14 protein-coding genes are annotated in these 15,367 nt (G+C 45.2%); 13 read left to right on the forward strand and 1 reads right to left on the reverse strand.

Features of this window, described 5'->3' with window-relative positions; genetic code table 11:
* Nucleotides 1-13 precede the first annotated feature (13 nt).
* Nucleotides 14-922: an RluA family pseudouridine synthase gene (locus NYE49_RS05075; RefSeq protein ID WP_003233404.1), complete on the reverse strand. Its 909-nt coding sequence runs from the start codon at nt 920-922 to the stop codon at nt 14-16.
* 110 nt (nt 923-1,032) lie between these two features.
* Here NYE49_RS05075 and NYE49_RS05080 point away from each other — a divergent pair, with 110 nt between their 5' ends.
* From NYE49_RS05080 to yhdA, 13 genes are all read left to right on the forward strand, one after another.
* Nucleotides 1,033-1,428, forward strand: coding sequence for a YhcU family protein (locus tag NYE49_RS05080; RefSeq protein WP_003233401.1), 396 nt, complete (start codon nt 1,033-1,035; stop codon nt 1,426-1,428).
* Nucleotides 1,429-1,565: 137 nt separating this feature from the next.
* Nucleotides 1,566-1,988 (forward strand): CBS domain-containing protein, encoded by a 423-nt coding sequence (locus NYE49_RS05085; RefSeq protein ID WP_003245462.1) that lies wholly within the window; start codon nt 1,566-1,568, stop codon nt 1,986-1,988.
* Nucleotides 1,989-2,114: 126 nt separating this feature from the next.
* Nucleotides 2,115-2,777 (forward strand): HAD family hydrolase, encoded by a 663-nt coding sequence (locus NYE49_RS05090; protein ID WP_047182338.1) that lies wholly within the window; start codon nt 2,115-2,117, stop codon nt 2,775-2,777.
* A 15-nt stretch (nt 2,778-2,792) separates the two neighbouring features.
* Nucleotides 2,793-4,334: a bifunctional GNAT family N-acetyltransferase/carbon-nitrogen hydrolase family protein gene (locus NYE49_RS05095; protein ID WP_003245514.1), complete on the forward strand. Its 1,542-nt coding sequence runs from the start codon at nt 2,793-2,795 to the stop codon at nt 4,332-4,334.
* A gap of 424 nt (nt 4,335-4,758) precedes the next feature.
* A complete protein-coding gene (locus NYE49_RS05100) occupies nt 4,759-6,111 on the forward strand; it encodes an aspartate aminotransferase family protein (RefSeq protein WP_003233390.1) in 1,353 nt (450 codons plus the stop codon).
* Between the two features lie 27 nt (nt 6,112-6,138).
* Nucleotides 6,139-6,717: a glycerol uptake operon antiterminator GlpP gene (glpP, locus tag NYE49_RS05105; protein WP_080344178.1), complete on the forward strand. Its 579-nt coding sequence runs from the start codon at nt 6,139-6,141 to the stop codon at nt 6,715-6,717.
* A 178-nt stretch (nt 6,718-6,895) separates the two neighbouring features.
* Nucleotides 6,896-7,720 carry a glycerol uptake facilitator protein GlpF gene (gene glpF, locus NYE49_RS05110; protein WP_003233386.1) on the forward strand — a complete coding sequence of 275 codons (825 nt, stop codon included), beginning with the start codon at nt 6,896-6,898 and terminating at the stop codon, nt 7,718-7,720.
* A gap of 18 nt (nt 7,721-7,738) precedes the next feature.
* The gene (gene glpK, locus NYE49_RS05115; protein ID WP_003233384.1) at nt 7,739-9,229 is read left to right on the forward strand and encodes a glycerol kinase GlpK; all 1,491 of its coding nucleotides are present in this window, start codon (nt 7,739-7,741) and stop codon (nt 9,227-9,229) included.
* Between the two features lie 140 nt (nt 9,230-9,369).
* On the forward strand, nt 9,370-11,037 hold the full coding sequence (glpD, locus tag NYE49_RS05120) for a glycerol-3-phosphate dehydrogenase (RefSeq protein WP_015383198.1): 1,668 nt from the start codon (nt 9,370-9,372) through the stop codon (nt 11,035-11,037).
* Between the two features lie 129 nt (nt 11,038-11,166).
* The gene (gene pgcA / locus NYE49_RS05125) at nt 11,167-12,912 is read left to right on the forward strand and encodes a phosphoglucomutase (RefSeq protein WP_029726344.1); all 1,746 of its coding nucleotides are present in this window, start codon (nt 11,167-11,169) and stop codon (nt 12,910-12,912) included.
* Nucleotides 12,913-13,060: 148 nt separating this feature from the next.
* Nucleotides 13,061-14,200, forward strand: coding sequence for a two-component system sensor histidine kinase YhcY (gene yhcY, locus NYE49_RS05130; RefSeq protein ID WP_063334950.1), 1,140 nt, complete (start codon nt 13,061-13,063; stop codon nt 14,198-14,200).
* On the forward strand, nt 14,197-14,844 hold the full coding sequence (gene yhcZ / locus NYE49_RS05135) for a two-component system response regulator YhcZ (RefSeq protein ID WP_100506256.1): 648 nt from the start codon (nt 14,197-14,199) through the stop codon (nt 14,842-14,844). Before yhcY ends, yhcZ begins: the two co-directional genes overlap by 4 nt.
* Nucleotides 14,841-15,365, forward strand: a complete 525-nt coding sequence (gene yhdA, locus NYE49_RS05140) for an FMN-dependent NADPH-azoreductase (RefSeq protein ID WP_174616651.1) — start codon at nt 14,841-14,843, stop codon at nt 15,363-15,365. The genes yhcZ and yhdA overlap by 4 nt, the downstream gene beginning before the upstream one ends.
* Nucleotides 15,366-15,367: the final 2 nt, after the last annotated feature.

Raw genomic sequence — 15,367 nt, forward strand, 5'->3', positions numbered from 1 at the left:
CTGCGGCTTTTCTTCATGAAAAATATGTGCGGCAAAGGTTTTTCATATCAGCAGGGAAAGGGGCTTCAGCAACTATGAGCTCGTCTGTTATCGGGTGAACCGCTTGTACTTTATTGGCGTGCAGTGCCTGCCTGTTTAGCAGCTTGCTTCCGCCTCCGTAAAGCGAGTCTCCTGTCAACGGATGGCCGAGGCTCGCCAGATGAACACGGATTTGGTGTGTTCTGCCTGTTTCCAGCTCTAATTCAACGAGCGACAGCCGTTCTTTCGCATTGCTGGCCATTACCTTGAAATGAGTGACGGCTGTTTGCCCGCCTGGTGAAACCCGGCGTCTTGTCGGGTGTGATCGGTCTCTGCCGATTGGTGAATTAATTGTCCCTTTTTTCGTCCGTAGCTTACCTTCAGCGATGGCGGTATACGTACGCTTCAGCGTCTTTTTCTCTAACTGCTGGTCTAAGATGGCGTGTGCCAAACGATGCTTGGCAAAAACGATAGCGCCAGATGTATCCTGATCAAGACGATGGACGTGGCGCACCTTACATGTTTCGCCATTTATCTGATAATGATAAGCGATCAAATTAGCCAGTGTGCCGGTTTGCCCATCCTCATTCGGATGCGTCGCGATGCCAGCGGGTTTATTGACGATGAGCATATGATTGTCCTCATATAAAATATCAAGCTCGCCATACTCCGGAATGACCGAAGATGCTTCACTTTCCTGAAGATCAATGAACACACGGTCTCCCTTTTTTACAATCATATTGTTTAAGACGGATTCGTGATTGACCTTTATCTGTTGATGGGACATCCAGTCTTGTATCACTGGTTTAGAAGCTTTGAGCGCTGTTTTGAGTACGGAAAACAGCCATTGGCCGTCCTGTTTTTCATTGATGAGGATCTCAAGCCCTCTGCCTTTTTGGTTCATGTTAAATGGCTCCTTTTCGAAGCGGAAGGCTGCTGTTTCTCATAGGAAACACTTACCTTAGCTTTCGCGTTTTTTTCTGTGCTATTCTTGAGTAAGACTTAGGATATTCGATGGCAAGAAAGGTGATTGACGTGAGAATTGTGAACGCAGCAACTGCAGAACAGGAGAGCTTTATCAAGGAGCTGTCTATGGAGCTGATCCATGATGTATTTCCTCTTTATTTCTCCGAACTGGACATTCAGCGCTTTAAAAAGAAAGGCGTTCTGTCTTTAAATAACCATTATTACCAAGGAACATTAAAAGAAGCATTTCAAATTATGGCTTGTCTGCAAATGATACATATTATCCTGACCAAGCCTTCGCCGCACTCTGATTTGAGTGATCAGGCGATTTTTGAAAAAAACAGCAAGATGCTGAATGATTTTGGGATTTATTTTCCGTTTGCTTTTTCTGACTTTCAAAAGAAGACTAACAAAGCCTTTTTCGGTCAAAGAAGGCTGATATAATCATGCGGCAAGAGCTTTTCTATTTTTAGAAAAGCTCTTTTTTGTATCAGAGAAATCATATCATAAAACCTTTCCTCTAACTCCCTTTTTAAACGGCTCGTGTCTGAACATACTAATGATTGAAAGGGGTGCTGACAATGAGTTCAGTTAAAGATACAATGACAACGCAGGTGGCAACCGTTTCTCCGAATCAAACGATTCAGGAAGCGGCTTCTCTAATGAAACAGCATAACGTCGGGGCGATCCCCGTTGTAGAGCAAGGTGTTTTAAAAGGAATGCTGACTGACCGTGACATTGCATTAAGAACTACAGCTCAGGGCCGTGATGGCCAGACACCCGTTTCAGAAGTGATGTCAACAGAACTCGTATCAGGAAACCCTAATATGAGTCTGGAAGACGCGTCGCAGCTGATGGCCCAGCACCAAATCCGCCGCCTTCCTATTGTAGATCAAAACAATCTAGTCGGGATCGTTGCGCTTGGAGACCTGGCAGTCAATCAGATGTCGAACGAGTCTGCGGGATCAGCGCTGACAAACATTTCTCACCAAAACATTCATTAATAAGAAAGAGCTTGCAGTGTGCAGGCTCTTTCTTCACATAAAACCTTACTTTTTGAAAGCAGACTTGTTTCGGGGTATAGTGAGTGTATACATATGTCTCAATTCGGACTAAAGGAGTTGTACCCAGTGATTAAAGCGTTAATTTTTGATTTTGACGGGCTTATTCTAGATACAGAAACACACGAATATGAGGTTCTTCAGGAAATATTTGAAGAGCACGGCTCAGTGCTGCCGCTATCTGTCTGGGGAAAGGTCATCGGAACTGCTGCGGGTTTCCGGCCTTTTGACTATTTAGAAGAGCAGATCGGGGAAAAGCTGAACCATGAAGAGCTCACAAAATTGAGAAGAGAGCGGTTCGCCAAACGCATGGAAACAGAAAAAGCGAGACCTGGTGTCGAAGCGTATTTGAATGCGGCAAAGGATTTAGGCTTAAAAATAGGCCTTGCCTCCAGCTCTGATTATAAATGGGTGTCCGGCCATTTGAAGCAAATCGGCCTGTTTGATGATTTTGAAGTTATTCAAACGGCTGATGATGTGGAAGAGGTGAAGCCGAATCCTGAACTCTATTTATTGGCGGCAAAAAACCTCGGGGTATCGCCAGCGGAATGTCTCGCGTTTGAGGATTCTGTCAATGGTTCGATTGCTGCGAAACGTGCAGGTATGAAGTGTGTCATTGTCCCGAATAAAGTAACGGGTACCTTGATGTTTGAAGACTATGATCACAGGCTTGAATCAATGGCGGAGATGGAGCTCGCCCTATTGCTTGATCATCTGAACTCACAAAACTAGAAAGGAGCGAGTAGGTTGTCTGAGAAATTAGATTTGACCCGGTTTGAAAAGAAAATGGTTATCCGCAATATCGAAGAAAAAGACATCGACAAGATTATCGATCTTCAAAAGGACTGCTTTCCAGGAATGGAGCCTTGGAAGCGGGAGCATTTAATCAGCCATTTGGAGCATTTTCCAGAAGGACAGTTTTGTGCAGAATTCGAAGGTGAAATTATCGGTTCGTGCTCAAGTCTCCTGATTAACTTTGATGAATATGATGACCGTCATACGTGGCAGGACATTACAGATGACGGTTATATCACCAACCATAATCCTGACGGCTTGAATATGTACGGAATTGAAGTCATGGTGCACCCGAAATACAGACGAATGAAGATCGGCCACCGTTTGTACGAGGCGAGAAAGGACTTAGCCAGACGCTTAAACCTGAAAAGCATCATCATAGGCGGACGGATTCCAAACTATCACAAATATGCAGAGGAAATGACAGCGAGAGAGTATGTTGAACAGGTGACACGCCACCAAATTTACGATCCGGTTCTTTCTTTTCAGCTGATGAACGGCTTTACCCTTATGCGAATTAACCCGAACTATCTCCCGGATGATACAGCTTCGATCAAGTATGCGACGCTGATGGAATGGAATAATGTCGATTATCTACCGCAGCAGACAAAACGCTATTATAAATCGGCGTTCCCTGTTAGAATTTGTGTGATCCAATACGAAATGAAGAAAATTTATTCCTTTGAGGAATTTGCGAATCAAGTAGAATACTATGTCGATGTTGCTTCCGACGCAAGATCTGATTTTGCGGTGTTCCCGGAAATTTTCACAACCCAGCTGATGTCTTTCCTTGAGGAACGGTCACCGAGCTTGGCGGTGCAGAGAATTACCGAGTATACAGAAGATTACATCAGCCTGTTTACTGACTTGGCTGTGAAGTATAACGTCAACATTATCGGCGGATCTCATTTCGTCGAAGAGGAAGGCAAGATCTATAATATCGCTTACCTGTTCAGACGGGACGGAACAATCGAAAAGCAATACAAACTCCATATTACGCCGAATGAACGCAAATGGTGGGGGATCAGCGCAGGAGACCAGGTTCGCGTGTTTGATACGGACTGCGGAAAAATCGCGATCCAGATCTGTTATGACATTGAATTTCCTGAGCTTGCCCGGATTGCGGCTGATAAAGGAGCCAAAATCATCTTTACGCCATTTTGTACAGAAGACCGTCAAGGCTATCTGCGTGTCAGATACTGTTCGCAGGCTAGAGCGGTTGAAAATCAAATTTATACGGTTATCTCGGGAACGGTCGGAAACCTTCCGCAAACGGAAAACATGGATATCCAATACGCCCAGTCAGGCATCTTTGCCCCGTCTGATTTTGAATTCGCCCGAGACGGCATTGTCGGCGAAACAAACCCGAATATTGAAATGGTCGTCATCGGCGATGTTGACCTGGAAATTCTCAGAAGACAGCGCCAAAACGGTACAGTGCGCCAGCTAAAAGACAGACGGCGTGATATTTATCATATTCAATATAAAAAATAATCCCGAAAAAACCCGCCTGCATTGGCGGGTTTTTTTAAACAAAAGCGGAATTGTTTAGGTTTTCTTTAAATTAAAAGTAAATTGTATAGTGGAAAAGAAGGTGCCTTATGGAGTTTCTGTATTTTCGCCATTTCCTATATCATACAGAAAACGGCTAGGCTTCACATTGCTATTGCAATGGCTGTCCAAGTCGTTTCGAGTGCGACCTTTATCAGTACGATGCTGAGCATTGTCACTTTGCCTGTTTTGCTTTGGATGCTGCATCCTCTTTCTTCTTGAGAAAGAGGATGTTTTATTATTTACACGGTTTATTGACTCTGACCCGGTCTGGCTTTATATTGAAGGCAGGGAAATCATCACCAAGACATCACATAAAGAGAAGGTCTGTTTCAATTGAATTGGCATTATAGGGAACGCTAATGAAATGGAGATGATGGGGATGGAAAACATTCAGCAAAATCAGGGATTAAAGCAAAAAGATGAGCAATTTGTGTGGCATGCCATGAAGGGAGCGCATCAAGCGGACAGCCTGATAGCCCAGAAGGCCGAAGGAGCCTGGGTAACCGACATAGACGGACGCCGCTATTTGGATGCGATGTCCGGTTTGTGGTGCGTCAACATTGGTTACGGCAGAAAGGAGCTTGCGGAGGCTGCCTATGAGCAACTAAAGGAGCTGCCTTACTACCCGTTAACGCAAAGTCACGCACCCGCAATTCAACTGGCGGAAAAGCTGAATGAATGGCTTGGCGGCGATTATGTTATCTTTTTTTCCAACAGCGGATCGGAAGCAAACGAAACTGCTTTTAAAATTGCCCGCCAGTACCATCTGCAAAACGGCGACCACAGCCGTTATAAATTCATCTCAAGATATCGGGCATACCACGGCAATACATTGGGAGCGCTCTCAGCTACCGGACAGGCGCAGCGCAAATATAAATACGAGCCTTTGAGCCAAGGATTTCTGCATGCAGCTCCGCCAGATATATACCGGAATCCTGATGATGCAGACACGCTTGAAAGCGCAAATGAAATCGACCGCATCATGACATGGGAATTAAGCGAAACGATTGCCGGGGTCATTATGGAGCCCATCATTACAGGCGGGGGCATCCTAATGCCGCCGGACGGATATATGAAAAAGGTGGAGGACATTTGCCGGCGCCACGGAGCCCTTTTGATTTGCGATGAAGTGATCTGCGGGTTTGGACGGACAGGCGAGCCGTTCGGGTTTATGCACTACGGTGTGAAGCCTGATATCATTACGATGGCAAAGGGAATCACAAGCGCGTATCTGCCATTGTCAGCGACTGCTGTTAAACGGGACATTTTCGAAGCGTATCAGGGGGAAGCTCCTTATGACCGTTTCCGCCACGTGAACACGTTCGGCGGAAGCCCGGCAGCCTGTGCCTTGGCGTTGAAAAACCTGCAAATTATGGAGGACGAACAGCTGATTCAGCGATCCCGCGATCTTGGAGCAAAGCTTTTAGGTGAGCTTCAAGCTCTGAGAGAACACCCGGCAGTCGGGGATGTTAGAGGAAAAGGGCTGCTGATCGGAATCGAACTCGTCAAAGATAAATTGACTAAAGAGCCGGCTGATGCCGCCAAAGTAAACCAAGTGGTTGCGGCATGCAAAGAAAAAGGGCTGATCATCGGCAAAAACGGCGATACAGTCGCCGGTTACAACAACGTCATCCAGCTCGCGCCGCCATTTTGCCTGACAGAAGAGGACCTTTCCTTTATCGTGAAAACGGTGAAAGAAAGCTTTCAAACGATATAATATAAAAGTGATTTATTAAAGGAGAACATGATGAGTTTTCACAACCAGCCGATCTTACCGGCTATTCGCAATATGAAGCAATTTGATGAGTTTTTGAACAGTTCGTTCTCTTACGGTGTTATTCTTGATATTCATCTCGGCCAGCTGAAGGGCGTGATCAAAGAAGCGCAAAAGCACGGAAAGAACATGATGGTGCACGTCGATCTCATTCAAGGGATTAAGCATGACGAATACGGTGCGGAATTTATATGTCAGGATATCAAGCCCGCTGGGATTATTTCCACAAGATCGAACGTGATTGCCAAAGCGAAGCAGAAGAAAATTTATGCCATTCAGCGCCTGTTTTTGCTTGATACAAGCGCGATGGAGAAAAGCATGGAGTTTATCGGCAAGCATAAGCCTGACTTCATCGAAGTGCTTCCCGGCATCGTTCCGTCACTCATTCAGGAAATAAAAGAGAAAACAGGGATTCCCATCTTTGCCGGGGGTTTCATCCGTACGGAAGAGGATGTAGAGCAGGCATTGAAAGCGGGGGCTGTAGCTGTCACAACATCTAATGCCAAATTATGGAAAAAATATGAAAACTTTTTGACGGAAAGTGATTGACACCGCTTTCATGCACTGATACAATTGCACTAGGTTAATACATTGTGATGGAGAACTCGGAGACCACAGCAGCTCTTTACGGCAAATGTTTATGCACCCGTAAAGCGGTTTGTTGTGGTTTTTTTATTCTCTTCTTCTCTATCATGCTTTTTAATCGTGACTTTAGGAGGAATGTGCTATGACAGCATTTTGGGGAGAAGTCATCGGTACGATGCTGCTTATCATTTTTGGTGCAGGTGTTTGTGCAGGTGTCAATTTAAAGAAATCGCTTTCATTCCAGTCTGGCTGGATTGTTGTTGTATTTGGATGGGGATTGGGTGTTGCCATGGCGGCATACGCGGTTGGCGGCATCAGCGGCGCCCATTTGAATCCGGCGCTAACGATAGCGCTTGCATTTGTAGGAGATTTTCCATGGAAAGAGGTTCCGGTTTATATTGCGGCGCAAATGATCGGAGCGATCATCGGTGCGGTGATTATTTATCTGCATTACCTCCCGCACTGGAAGTCAACGGATGATCCCGCTGCCAAGCTGGGTGTTTTCTCAACAGGGCCCAGCATTCCGCATACATTTGCAAACGTTTTAAGCGAAGTGATTGGGACATTTGTCCTTGTGCTTGGAATCTTGGCCATTGGGGCAAATCAATTTACAGAAGGACTTAATCCTTTAATCGTCGGTTTCCTCATTGTAGCAATCGGTATTTCTCTGGGAGGCACCACCGGCTATGCTATTAATCCTGCGCGTGACTTAGGTCCGCGGATAGCCCACGCTTTTCTTCCGATTCCGGGGAAGGGCTCATCAAACTGGAAATACGCATGGGTTCCGGTAGTCGGCCCGATTTTAGGCGGATCATTCGGCGGCGTATTTTACAACGCTGCATTTAAAGGGCACATCACAAGCAGCTTCTGGATTGTAAGCGTTATATTGGTTGTGGTATTGTTAGGACTCTATGTTTATACGAAATCACATTCTGCTAAAACATTATCAAATTCTAAATATATTTAATCAAAGGGGAGACATCTTATGGAAACGTACATTTTATCCTTAGATCAGGGGACGACAAGTTCAAGAGCGATTCTGTTTAATAAAGAAGGCAAAATTGTCCACTCTGCTCAAAAGGAATTTACACAATACTTCCCGCATCCTGGCTGGGTTGAGCATAATGCCAATGAAATTTGGGGCTCTGTCCTCGCGGTTATCGCCTCAGTCATCTCTGAATCAGGAATCAGCGCTTCTCAAATTGCCGGCATCGGCATCACGAACCAGCGCGAGACGACGGTTGTGTGGGATAAAGATACAGGAAGTCCTGTCTATAATGCAATCGTTTGGCAGTCCAGACAGACGTCCGGCATTTGTGAGGAACTTCGTGAAAAAGGATATAATGATAAATTCAGAGAAAAAACCGGGCTTTTAATCGATCCATACTTCTCCGGCACGAAGGTGAAGTGGATTTTAGACAATGTGGAAGGCGCAAGAGAAAAAGCGGAAAAAGGCGAGCTGCTGTTTGGAACGATTGATACGTGGCTCATTTGGAAAATGTCAGGCGGAAAAGCGCATGTGACCGATTACTCCAATGCCTCAAGAACACTGATGTTTAATATTTACGATTTAAAATGGGACGATGAACTGCTCGACATTCTAGGCGTACCGAAATCCATGCTCCCTGAAGTGAAGCCGTCTTCCCATGTGTATGCGGAGACTGTTGATTATCACTTCTTCGGAAAAAATATTCCGATTGCGGGAGCGGCAGGAGACCAGCAGTCCGCATTGTTCGGCCAGGCATGCTTTGAAGAAGGCATGGGGAAAAACACATACGGCACTGGATGTTTCATGCTGATGAATACAGGGGAAAAAGCAATTAAGTCCGAACATGGGCTTTTGACAACAATTGCTTGGGGCATTGACGGAAAAGTTAACTATGCGTTAGAAGGAAGCATTTTTGTCGCTGGCTCTGCCATCCAGTGGCTTAGAGACGGATTGAGAATGTTCCAGGACTCTTCGCTTAGCGAATCTTATGCAGAGAAAGTGGATTCAACTGACGGCGTATATGTCGTTCCGGCCTTTGTCGGACTGGGAACGCCTTACTGGGACAGCGATGTGCGCGGTTCGGTTTTCGGCCTGACAAGAGGGACAACAAAAGAGCACTTTATCCGTGCGACACTGGAGTCATTGGCTTATCAGACAAAAGATGTGCTTGACGCAATGGAAGCAGATTCAAACATTTCATTAAAGACGCTTCGTGTAGACGGAGGAGCTGTAAAAAACAATTTCCTAATGCAGTTCCAAGGAGACCTGTTGAATGTTCCTGTGGAGCGTCCGGAAATTAATGAAACGACTGCACTTGGCGCGGCTTATTTGGCAGGTATCGCTGTGGGATTCTGGAAGGACCGTTCTGAAATCGCGAACCAGTGGAATCTGGATAAACGGTTTGAACCTGAATTAGAAGAAGAAAAACGAAATGAGCTGTATAAAGGCTGGCAAAAAGCCGTGAAAGCAGCTATGGCTTTTAAATAAAGTAATACTATGGTATAATGGTTACAAGTTAATAAGAACGGTCCTGAGATGAGGAGAGACCACAGCACCAAAGTGTAAGCATGCACTTTGGCTGTTGTGGTCTCTTTTTCTATTTACCGTGACAACAAGGAGGAAACGTAATGATGAAACATCAATTTTCAAGTCTTGAAAGAGATCGCATGCTGACAGACATGACGAAAAAAACATATGACCTATTTATTATCGGAGGAGGAATTACAGGAGCCGGAACAGCTCTTGACGCGGCATCAAGGGGAATGAAGGTCGCACTAAGCGAAATGCAGGACTTTGCGGCGGGAACATCAAGCCGATCAACAAAGCTGGTACATGGCGGCTTGCGCTATTTAAAACAATTTGAAGTGAAAATGGTCGCTGAGGTAGGAAAAGAGCGGGCGATTGTGTATGAAAACGGCCCGCATGTCACTACACCGGAATGGATGCTGCTTCCGTTTCATAAAGGCGGCACATTCGGTTCATTTACAACATCTATCGGGTTAAGAGTTTATGACTTCCTTGCAGGTGTGAAAAAGTCAGAACGAAGAAGCATGCTTTCAGCAAAAGAAACGCTGCAAAAAGAGCCTTTGGTGAAAAAAGACGGCTTAAAAGGCGGCGGGTATTATGTGGAATACCGCACTGACGATGCGAGACTGACCATCGAAGTCATGAAGGAAGCGGTGAAATTCGGGGCAGAGCCTGTGAATTACTCCAAAGTGAAGGAGCTTCTTTACGAAAAAGGCAAAGCCGTCGGCGTATTAATTGAAGATGTGCTGACAAAGAAAGAATATAAAGTGTATGCGAAAAAAATTGTCAATGCTACAGGCCCTTGGGTCGATCAGCTCAGAGAAAAAGACCATTCGAAAAACGGAAAGCATTTGCAGCATACAAAAGGCATTCACCTTGTATTTGACCAGTCTGTCTTTCCGCTGAAACAGGCTGTATATTTCGATACACCTGATGGCCGGATGGTATTTGCGATTCCTCGTGAAGGCAAAACATACGTGGGAACAACAGACACTGTTTACAAAGAGGCGCTGGAGCATCCTCGGATGACAACGGAGGATCGTGATTATGTCATCAAATCAATCAATTACATGTTCCCGGAACTGAATATCACTGCGAATGACATCGAATCCAGCTGGGCGGGGCTGCGTCCGCTGATTCATGAAGAAGGCAAAGATCCTTCTGAAATTTCACGGAAAGACGAGATTTGGACATCTGACTCAGGCCTGATCACCATTGCCGGCGGAAAACTGACTGGATACAGAAAAATGGCGGAGCACATCGTTGATCTTGTCCGTGATCGCTTAAAAGAAGAGGGCGAAAAGGATTTTGGACCATGTAAAACGAAAAACATGCCAATCTCTGGCGGGCACGTCGGCGGTTCGAAAAATCTCATGTCCTTCGTTACCACGAAAACAAAAGAAGGAATTGCAGCCGGTTTATCAGAAAAAGACGCAAAACAGCTGGCGATCAGATACGGCTCTAACGTAGATCGCGTCTTTGACCGGGTAGAAGCGCTGAAAGATGAAGCCGCGAAACGCAACATTCCGGTTCATATTCTTGCTGAGGCAGAATACAGTATAGAAGAAGAGATGACTGCAACCCCTGCTGACTTCTTTGTCCGCAGAACGGGACGTTTATTTTTTGATATCAATTGGGTAAGAACATATAAAGATGCCGTTATTGATTTTATGAGCGAGCGATTCCAATGGGATGAGCAGGCGAAAAACAAACATACAGAAAACCTCAACAAGCTTTTACACGATGCGGTCGTACCGCTTGAGCAATAAATCATAACGGGCTGTCTGCAGCCCGTTATTTCTTTTTACGTGGAAAGGGCCAGATCTCAGGTTATCAAGTGACAGAGGCACCCGCTTCATATAAAATAATGGCATAAGCTGATACATAGGAGGACGAATATGACTTGGAGAAAGAGCTATGAACGCTGGAAACAGACAGAACATTTAGATCCGGAATTAAAAGAGCGCCTTATTGAATTAGAGGGAGATGAACAGGCCCTTGAGGACTGTTTCTATAAAGACCTTGAATTCGGTACCGGCGGAATGCGCGGGGAAATCGGCGCCGGGACAAATCGGATGAATATTTACACTGTGCGCAAAGCATCGGCCGGGTTTGCGGCATACATCTCGAAGCAAGGTGAGGAAGCGAAAAAACGGGGCGTTGTCATTGCTTATGATTCCCGCCATAAATCTCCGGAGTTCGCGATGGAAGCGGCAAAAACACTTGCGACACAAGGCATCCAAACATACGTGTTTGATGAGCTTCGCCCGACGCCAGAGCTGTCATTCGCTGTCAGACAGCTGAACGCTTATGGTGGAATTGTGGTAACGGCAAGCCATAACCCGCCTGAATATAACGGCTACAAAGTATATGGGGATGATGGCGGTCAGCTGCCTCCAAAGGAAGCGGACATTGTCATTGAGCAGGTAAACGCGATTGAAAATGAGCTGACGATCACAGTAGACGAAGAAAATAAGTTAAAAGAAAAAGGCTTAATTAAAATCATCGGTGAAGATATTGATAAAGTTTATACAGAAAAACTGGCGTCGATTTCTGTACATCCTGAATTATCGGAAGAAGTAGATGTAAAGGTTGTTTTCACACCGCTGCATGGAACTGCAAATAAACCGGTCAGACGCGGTCTTGAAGCACTCGGCTACAAAAATGTAACGGTTGTCAAAGAACAGGAACTGCCGGATTCAAACTTCTCCACTGTTACATCGCCGAACCCGGAAGAGCATGCGGCATTCGAATATGCCATTAAGCTTGGGGAGGAGCAGAATGCAGATATTCTCATCGCGACAGACCCTGATGCTGACCGCCTCGGCATCGCGGTGAAAAACGATCAAGGCAAATATACAGTGCTGACAGGAAACCAAACCGGAGCGCTGCTGCTTCATTACCTACTTTCTGAAAAGAAAAAACAAGGCATCCTGCCTGATAACGGTGTTGTTCTCAAAACGATCGTCACAAGCGAAATCGGCCGTGCTGTAGCTTCTTCATTCGGCCTTGATACGATTGATACGCTGACAGGCTTTAAGTTTATCGGTGAAAAGATTAAGGAATACGAAGCATCAGGCCAGTATACCTTCCAATTTGGTTATGAAGAGAGCTACGGTTATTTAATCGGGGATTTTGCCCGCGATAAGGACGCCATTCAGGCTGCGCTTTTGGCAGTTGAAGTTTGCGCGTTTTATAAAAAACAGGGAATGTCATTGTATGAGGCGCTCATCAATCTCTTTAACGAATATGGTTTTTATCGTGAAGGGCTGAAATCCCTGACGCTGAAAGGCAAACAAGGAGCAGAGCAAATTGAAGCGATTCTTGCTTCCTTCAGACAAAATCCACCGCAGAAAATGGCGGGTAAACAGGTTGTCACAGCAGAAGATTACGCTGTAAGCAAACGGACGCTTCTGACTGAAAACAAAGAAGAAGCCATCGACTTGCCAAAATCAAATGTATTGAAATACTTCCTGGAAGACGGGTCTTGGTTCTGTCTTCGTCCTTCTGGAACTGAGCCGAAGGTGAAATTTTATTTCGCCGTAAAAGGGTCATCTTTGGAAGACAGTGAAAAGCGACTTGCCGTCCTTTCTGAAGATGTAATGAAGACGGTTGATGAAATTGTTGAGTCGACAGCAAAATAATTCAAGTATGAGCTGGGTCATTGTAAATGATCCGGCTTTTTCTTTTTCTCATCCAAAAGTCTGAAAGAAAATCATCCTACAAGTGAAGTAATGAAATACAAAAAACTGGTATAATCTTAAATACAAGATCAATGCCGGAGTGAGAAACGTGAGCAAAACGAGGATGGAAAAATTAAAAACGCTTAAAATGATTGCGGAAACCTTAAATCAAGGGCACGATATCAAAGCAACACTGGATGAGGTTTTAAAAGAGTTGCTGAGTCTGACAAACCTTCAATCCGGATGGATTTTTCTGATCGAAGAAGATGGAACTTATACGTTAGCGGCCGATGCGTATCTGCCTCCGGCTTTAAGCCGCAAGGAAAAAGTGCTGATGTGCGAAGGGGAGTGTTACTGCCTGACGAAATTCAATAACGGAGGGCTTAGAAAGGCTGCAAATATCATGAACTGCAAACGCATCGAATCAGCAGAAAACCTGCATTGTTTTGACACAGAAGGGATTACGCATCATGCAACTGTGCCTTTAGAAGATGGGGACAGAAGATTCGGATTGTTAAATGTAGCGGCGGCCGGAAAAACCATGTTTGATGAGGAAGAGCTGCATTTACTCGAGTCTGTCGCTTTTCAGATCGGAACGGCAATTCAGCGTATGAGGCTTTCTGAATATCAACAAAAAAATGCTCTTTTAATGGAGCGTAACCGCCTCGCTCAGGAGCTTCACGATTCAGTCAATCAAATGCTGTTTTCCGTCAGTTTAACTGCCAAAGCTGCGAAGACACTAACAAAAGATGAAAATTTACAGCAGATGATTGATTTCATCCAAAACCTATCACAGGACGCGCTCGCAGAAATGAAAGCGTTAATTTGGCAGCTTCGCCCCGGAGGATTGGAAAAAGGGCTGGCTGAAGCCATTAAAAGCTATGGTGCGCTCATTGGATTGAAGATCATTTTTACACAAAAAGGCTGTCCTGTTCTGACTGATGAGCAGGAGCATATGCTATGGCGTGTCGTACAGGAAGCTTTAAATAACTGCAAAAAGCATGCCGGAACGGATACGGCGTATGTTAGTCTGACTGCTTCTTTGTGCCATGCGGAGCTGGATATAATCGATCATGGGGCAGGATTTCGCTATGAAGCGCATGCCGGTCTGCCTTCACTTGGCATCAAGGGTATGAAAGAACGGGCGGAAAAAGCCGGCGCTAAGTTTTGGATTGAGTCAGCGCTTGGAACTGGAACAAAGCTGTCCATCAGGCTTCCGCTAAAAAGCCGAAAAGGAGGGGCGGTATGAAAATTGTCATTGCTGATGATCATCATGTTGTCAGAAAGGGTCTGCGTTTTTTCTTTGCCACCCAGGATGATATTGAAGTTGTCGGAGAAGCTGCAACCGGAATAGAAGCTCTCCGTATCATCGAAGAGACAAAGCCGGATCTTGTGCTAATGGATCTGTCTATGCCCGAGATGGACGGCATTCAAGCCATTAAAAAAGCAATACAGCAATTCCCGGAGACGAATATCATTGTGCTGACGAGCTACTCTGATCAGGAGCACGTCATCCCCGCGCTTCAGGCAGGCGCGAAGGCGTATCAATTAAAGGATACGGAGCCCGAGGAATTGGTGAAAACACTAAGACAAGTGCATGCTGGCGAATACAAGCTTTCTACAGCTATTATGCCCCATGTGCTGACACATATGAAAAATCAGCACGACCCGGAAAAAGAAAAATACTATCAATTAACAAGAAGGGAAAAAGACGTTCTGACTGAAATAGCGAACGGGAAAAGCAATAAAGAAATCGCAGCAGCCTTGTTTATTTCAGAAAAAACAGTAAAAACCCATGTATCGAATCTTTTAGCAAAACTTGAAGTGGCTGATCGTACGCAAGCAGCGCTTTTCGCAGTGAAATATAACCTGAATGGAGAGATCTCGAAATGAACATGTTAGTCATAAATGGCACGCCTAGAAAACATGGCAGGACAAGAATTGCAGCATCCTATATTTCAGCACTGTATCACACGGATTTGATTGATCTAAGTGAGTTTGTATTGCCGATTTTTAACGGTGAAGCGGATCAATCTGAACTGTTGAAGGTACAGGAGCTTAAACAACGCGTTACTAAAGCGGAAGCGATTGTATTATTATCGCCTGAATATCACAGCGGCATGAGCGGCGCTTTAAAAAATGCCTTGGATTTTCTAAGCAACGAACAATTCAAATATAAGCCCGTTGCATTATTGGCAGTAGCGGGAGGCGGAAAAGGCGGCATCAATGCGCTGAACAATATGAGAACTGTGATGCGGGGTTTCTACGCCAATGTCATCCCAAAGCAGCTGGTGCTTGATCCGGTGCATATTGATGTTGAAAATGCTACAGTGGCTGAAAACATTAAGGAAAGCTTAAAAGAGCTTGTCGAAGAACTCAGCATGTTCGCAAAAACAGGAAATCCCGGCGTCTAAAC

It is taken from the genome of Bacillus sp. FSL L8-0358, from assembly GCF_038593095.1.
Lineage (GTDB): Bacteria > Bacillota > Bacilli > Bacillales > Bacillaceae > Bacillus > Bacillus subtilis.

Bases quoted from the DNA above. Each gene is read 5' to 3' on its own strand.
- NYE49_RS05085 (WP_003245462.1), top strand. From the start codon at position 1,566: ATGAGTTCAGTTAAAGATACAATGACAACGCAGGTGGCAACCGTTTCT.
- glpF (WP_003233386.1), top strand. From the start codon at position 6,896: ATGACAGCATTTTGGGGAGAAGTCATCGGTACGATGCTGCTTATCATT.
- glpP (WP_080344178.1), top strand. From the start codon at position 6,139: ATGATGAGTTTTCACAACCAGCCGATCTTACCGGCTATTCGCAATATG.
- glpK (WP_003233384.1), top strand. From the start codon at position 7,739: ATGGAAACGTACATTTTATCCTTAGATCAGGGGACGACAAGTTCAAGA.
- NYE49_RS05080 (WP_003233401.1), top strand. From the start codon at position 1,033: ATGGCAAGAAAGGTGATTGACGTGAGAATTGTGAACGCAGCAACTGCA.
- NYE49_RS05075 (WP_003233404.1), bottom strand. From the start codon at position 922: ATGAACCAAAAAGGCAGAGGGCTTGAGATCCTCATCAATGAAAAACAG.
- NYE49_RS05100 (WP_003233390.1), top strand. From the start codon at position 4,759: ATGGAGATGATGGGGATGGAAAACATTCAGCAAAATCAGGGATTAAAG.
- glpD (WP_015383198.1), top strand. From the start codon at position 9,370: ATGATGAAACATCAATTTTCAAGTCTTGAAAGAGATCGCATGCTGACA.
- pgcA (WP_029726344.1), top strand. From the start codon at position 11,167: ATGACTTGGAGAAAGAGCTATGAACGCTGGAAACAGACAGAACATTTA.
- yhdA (WP_174616651.1), top strand. From the start codon at position 14,841: ATGAACATGTTAGTCATAAATGGCACGCCTAGAAAACATGGCAGGACA.
- yhcZ (WP_100506256.1), top strand. From the start codon at position 14,197: ATGAAAATTGTCATTGCTGATGATCATCATGTTGTCAGAAAGGGTCTG.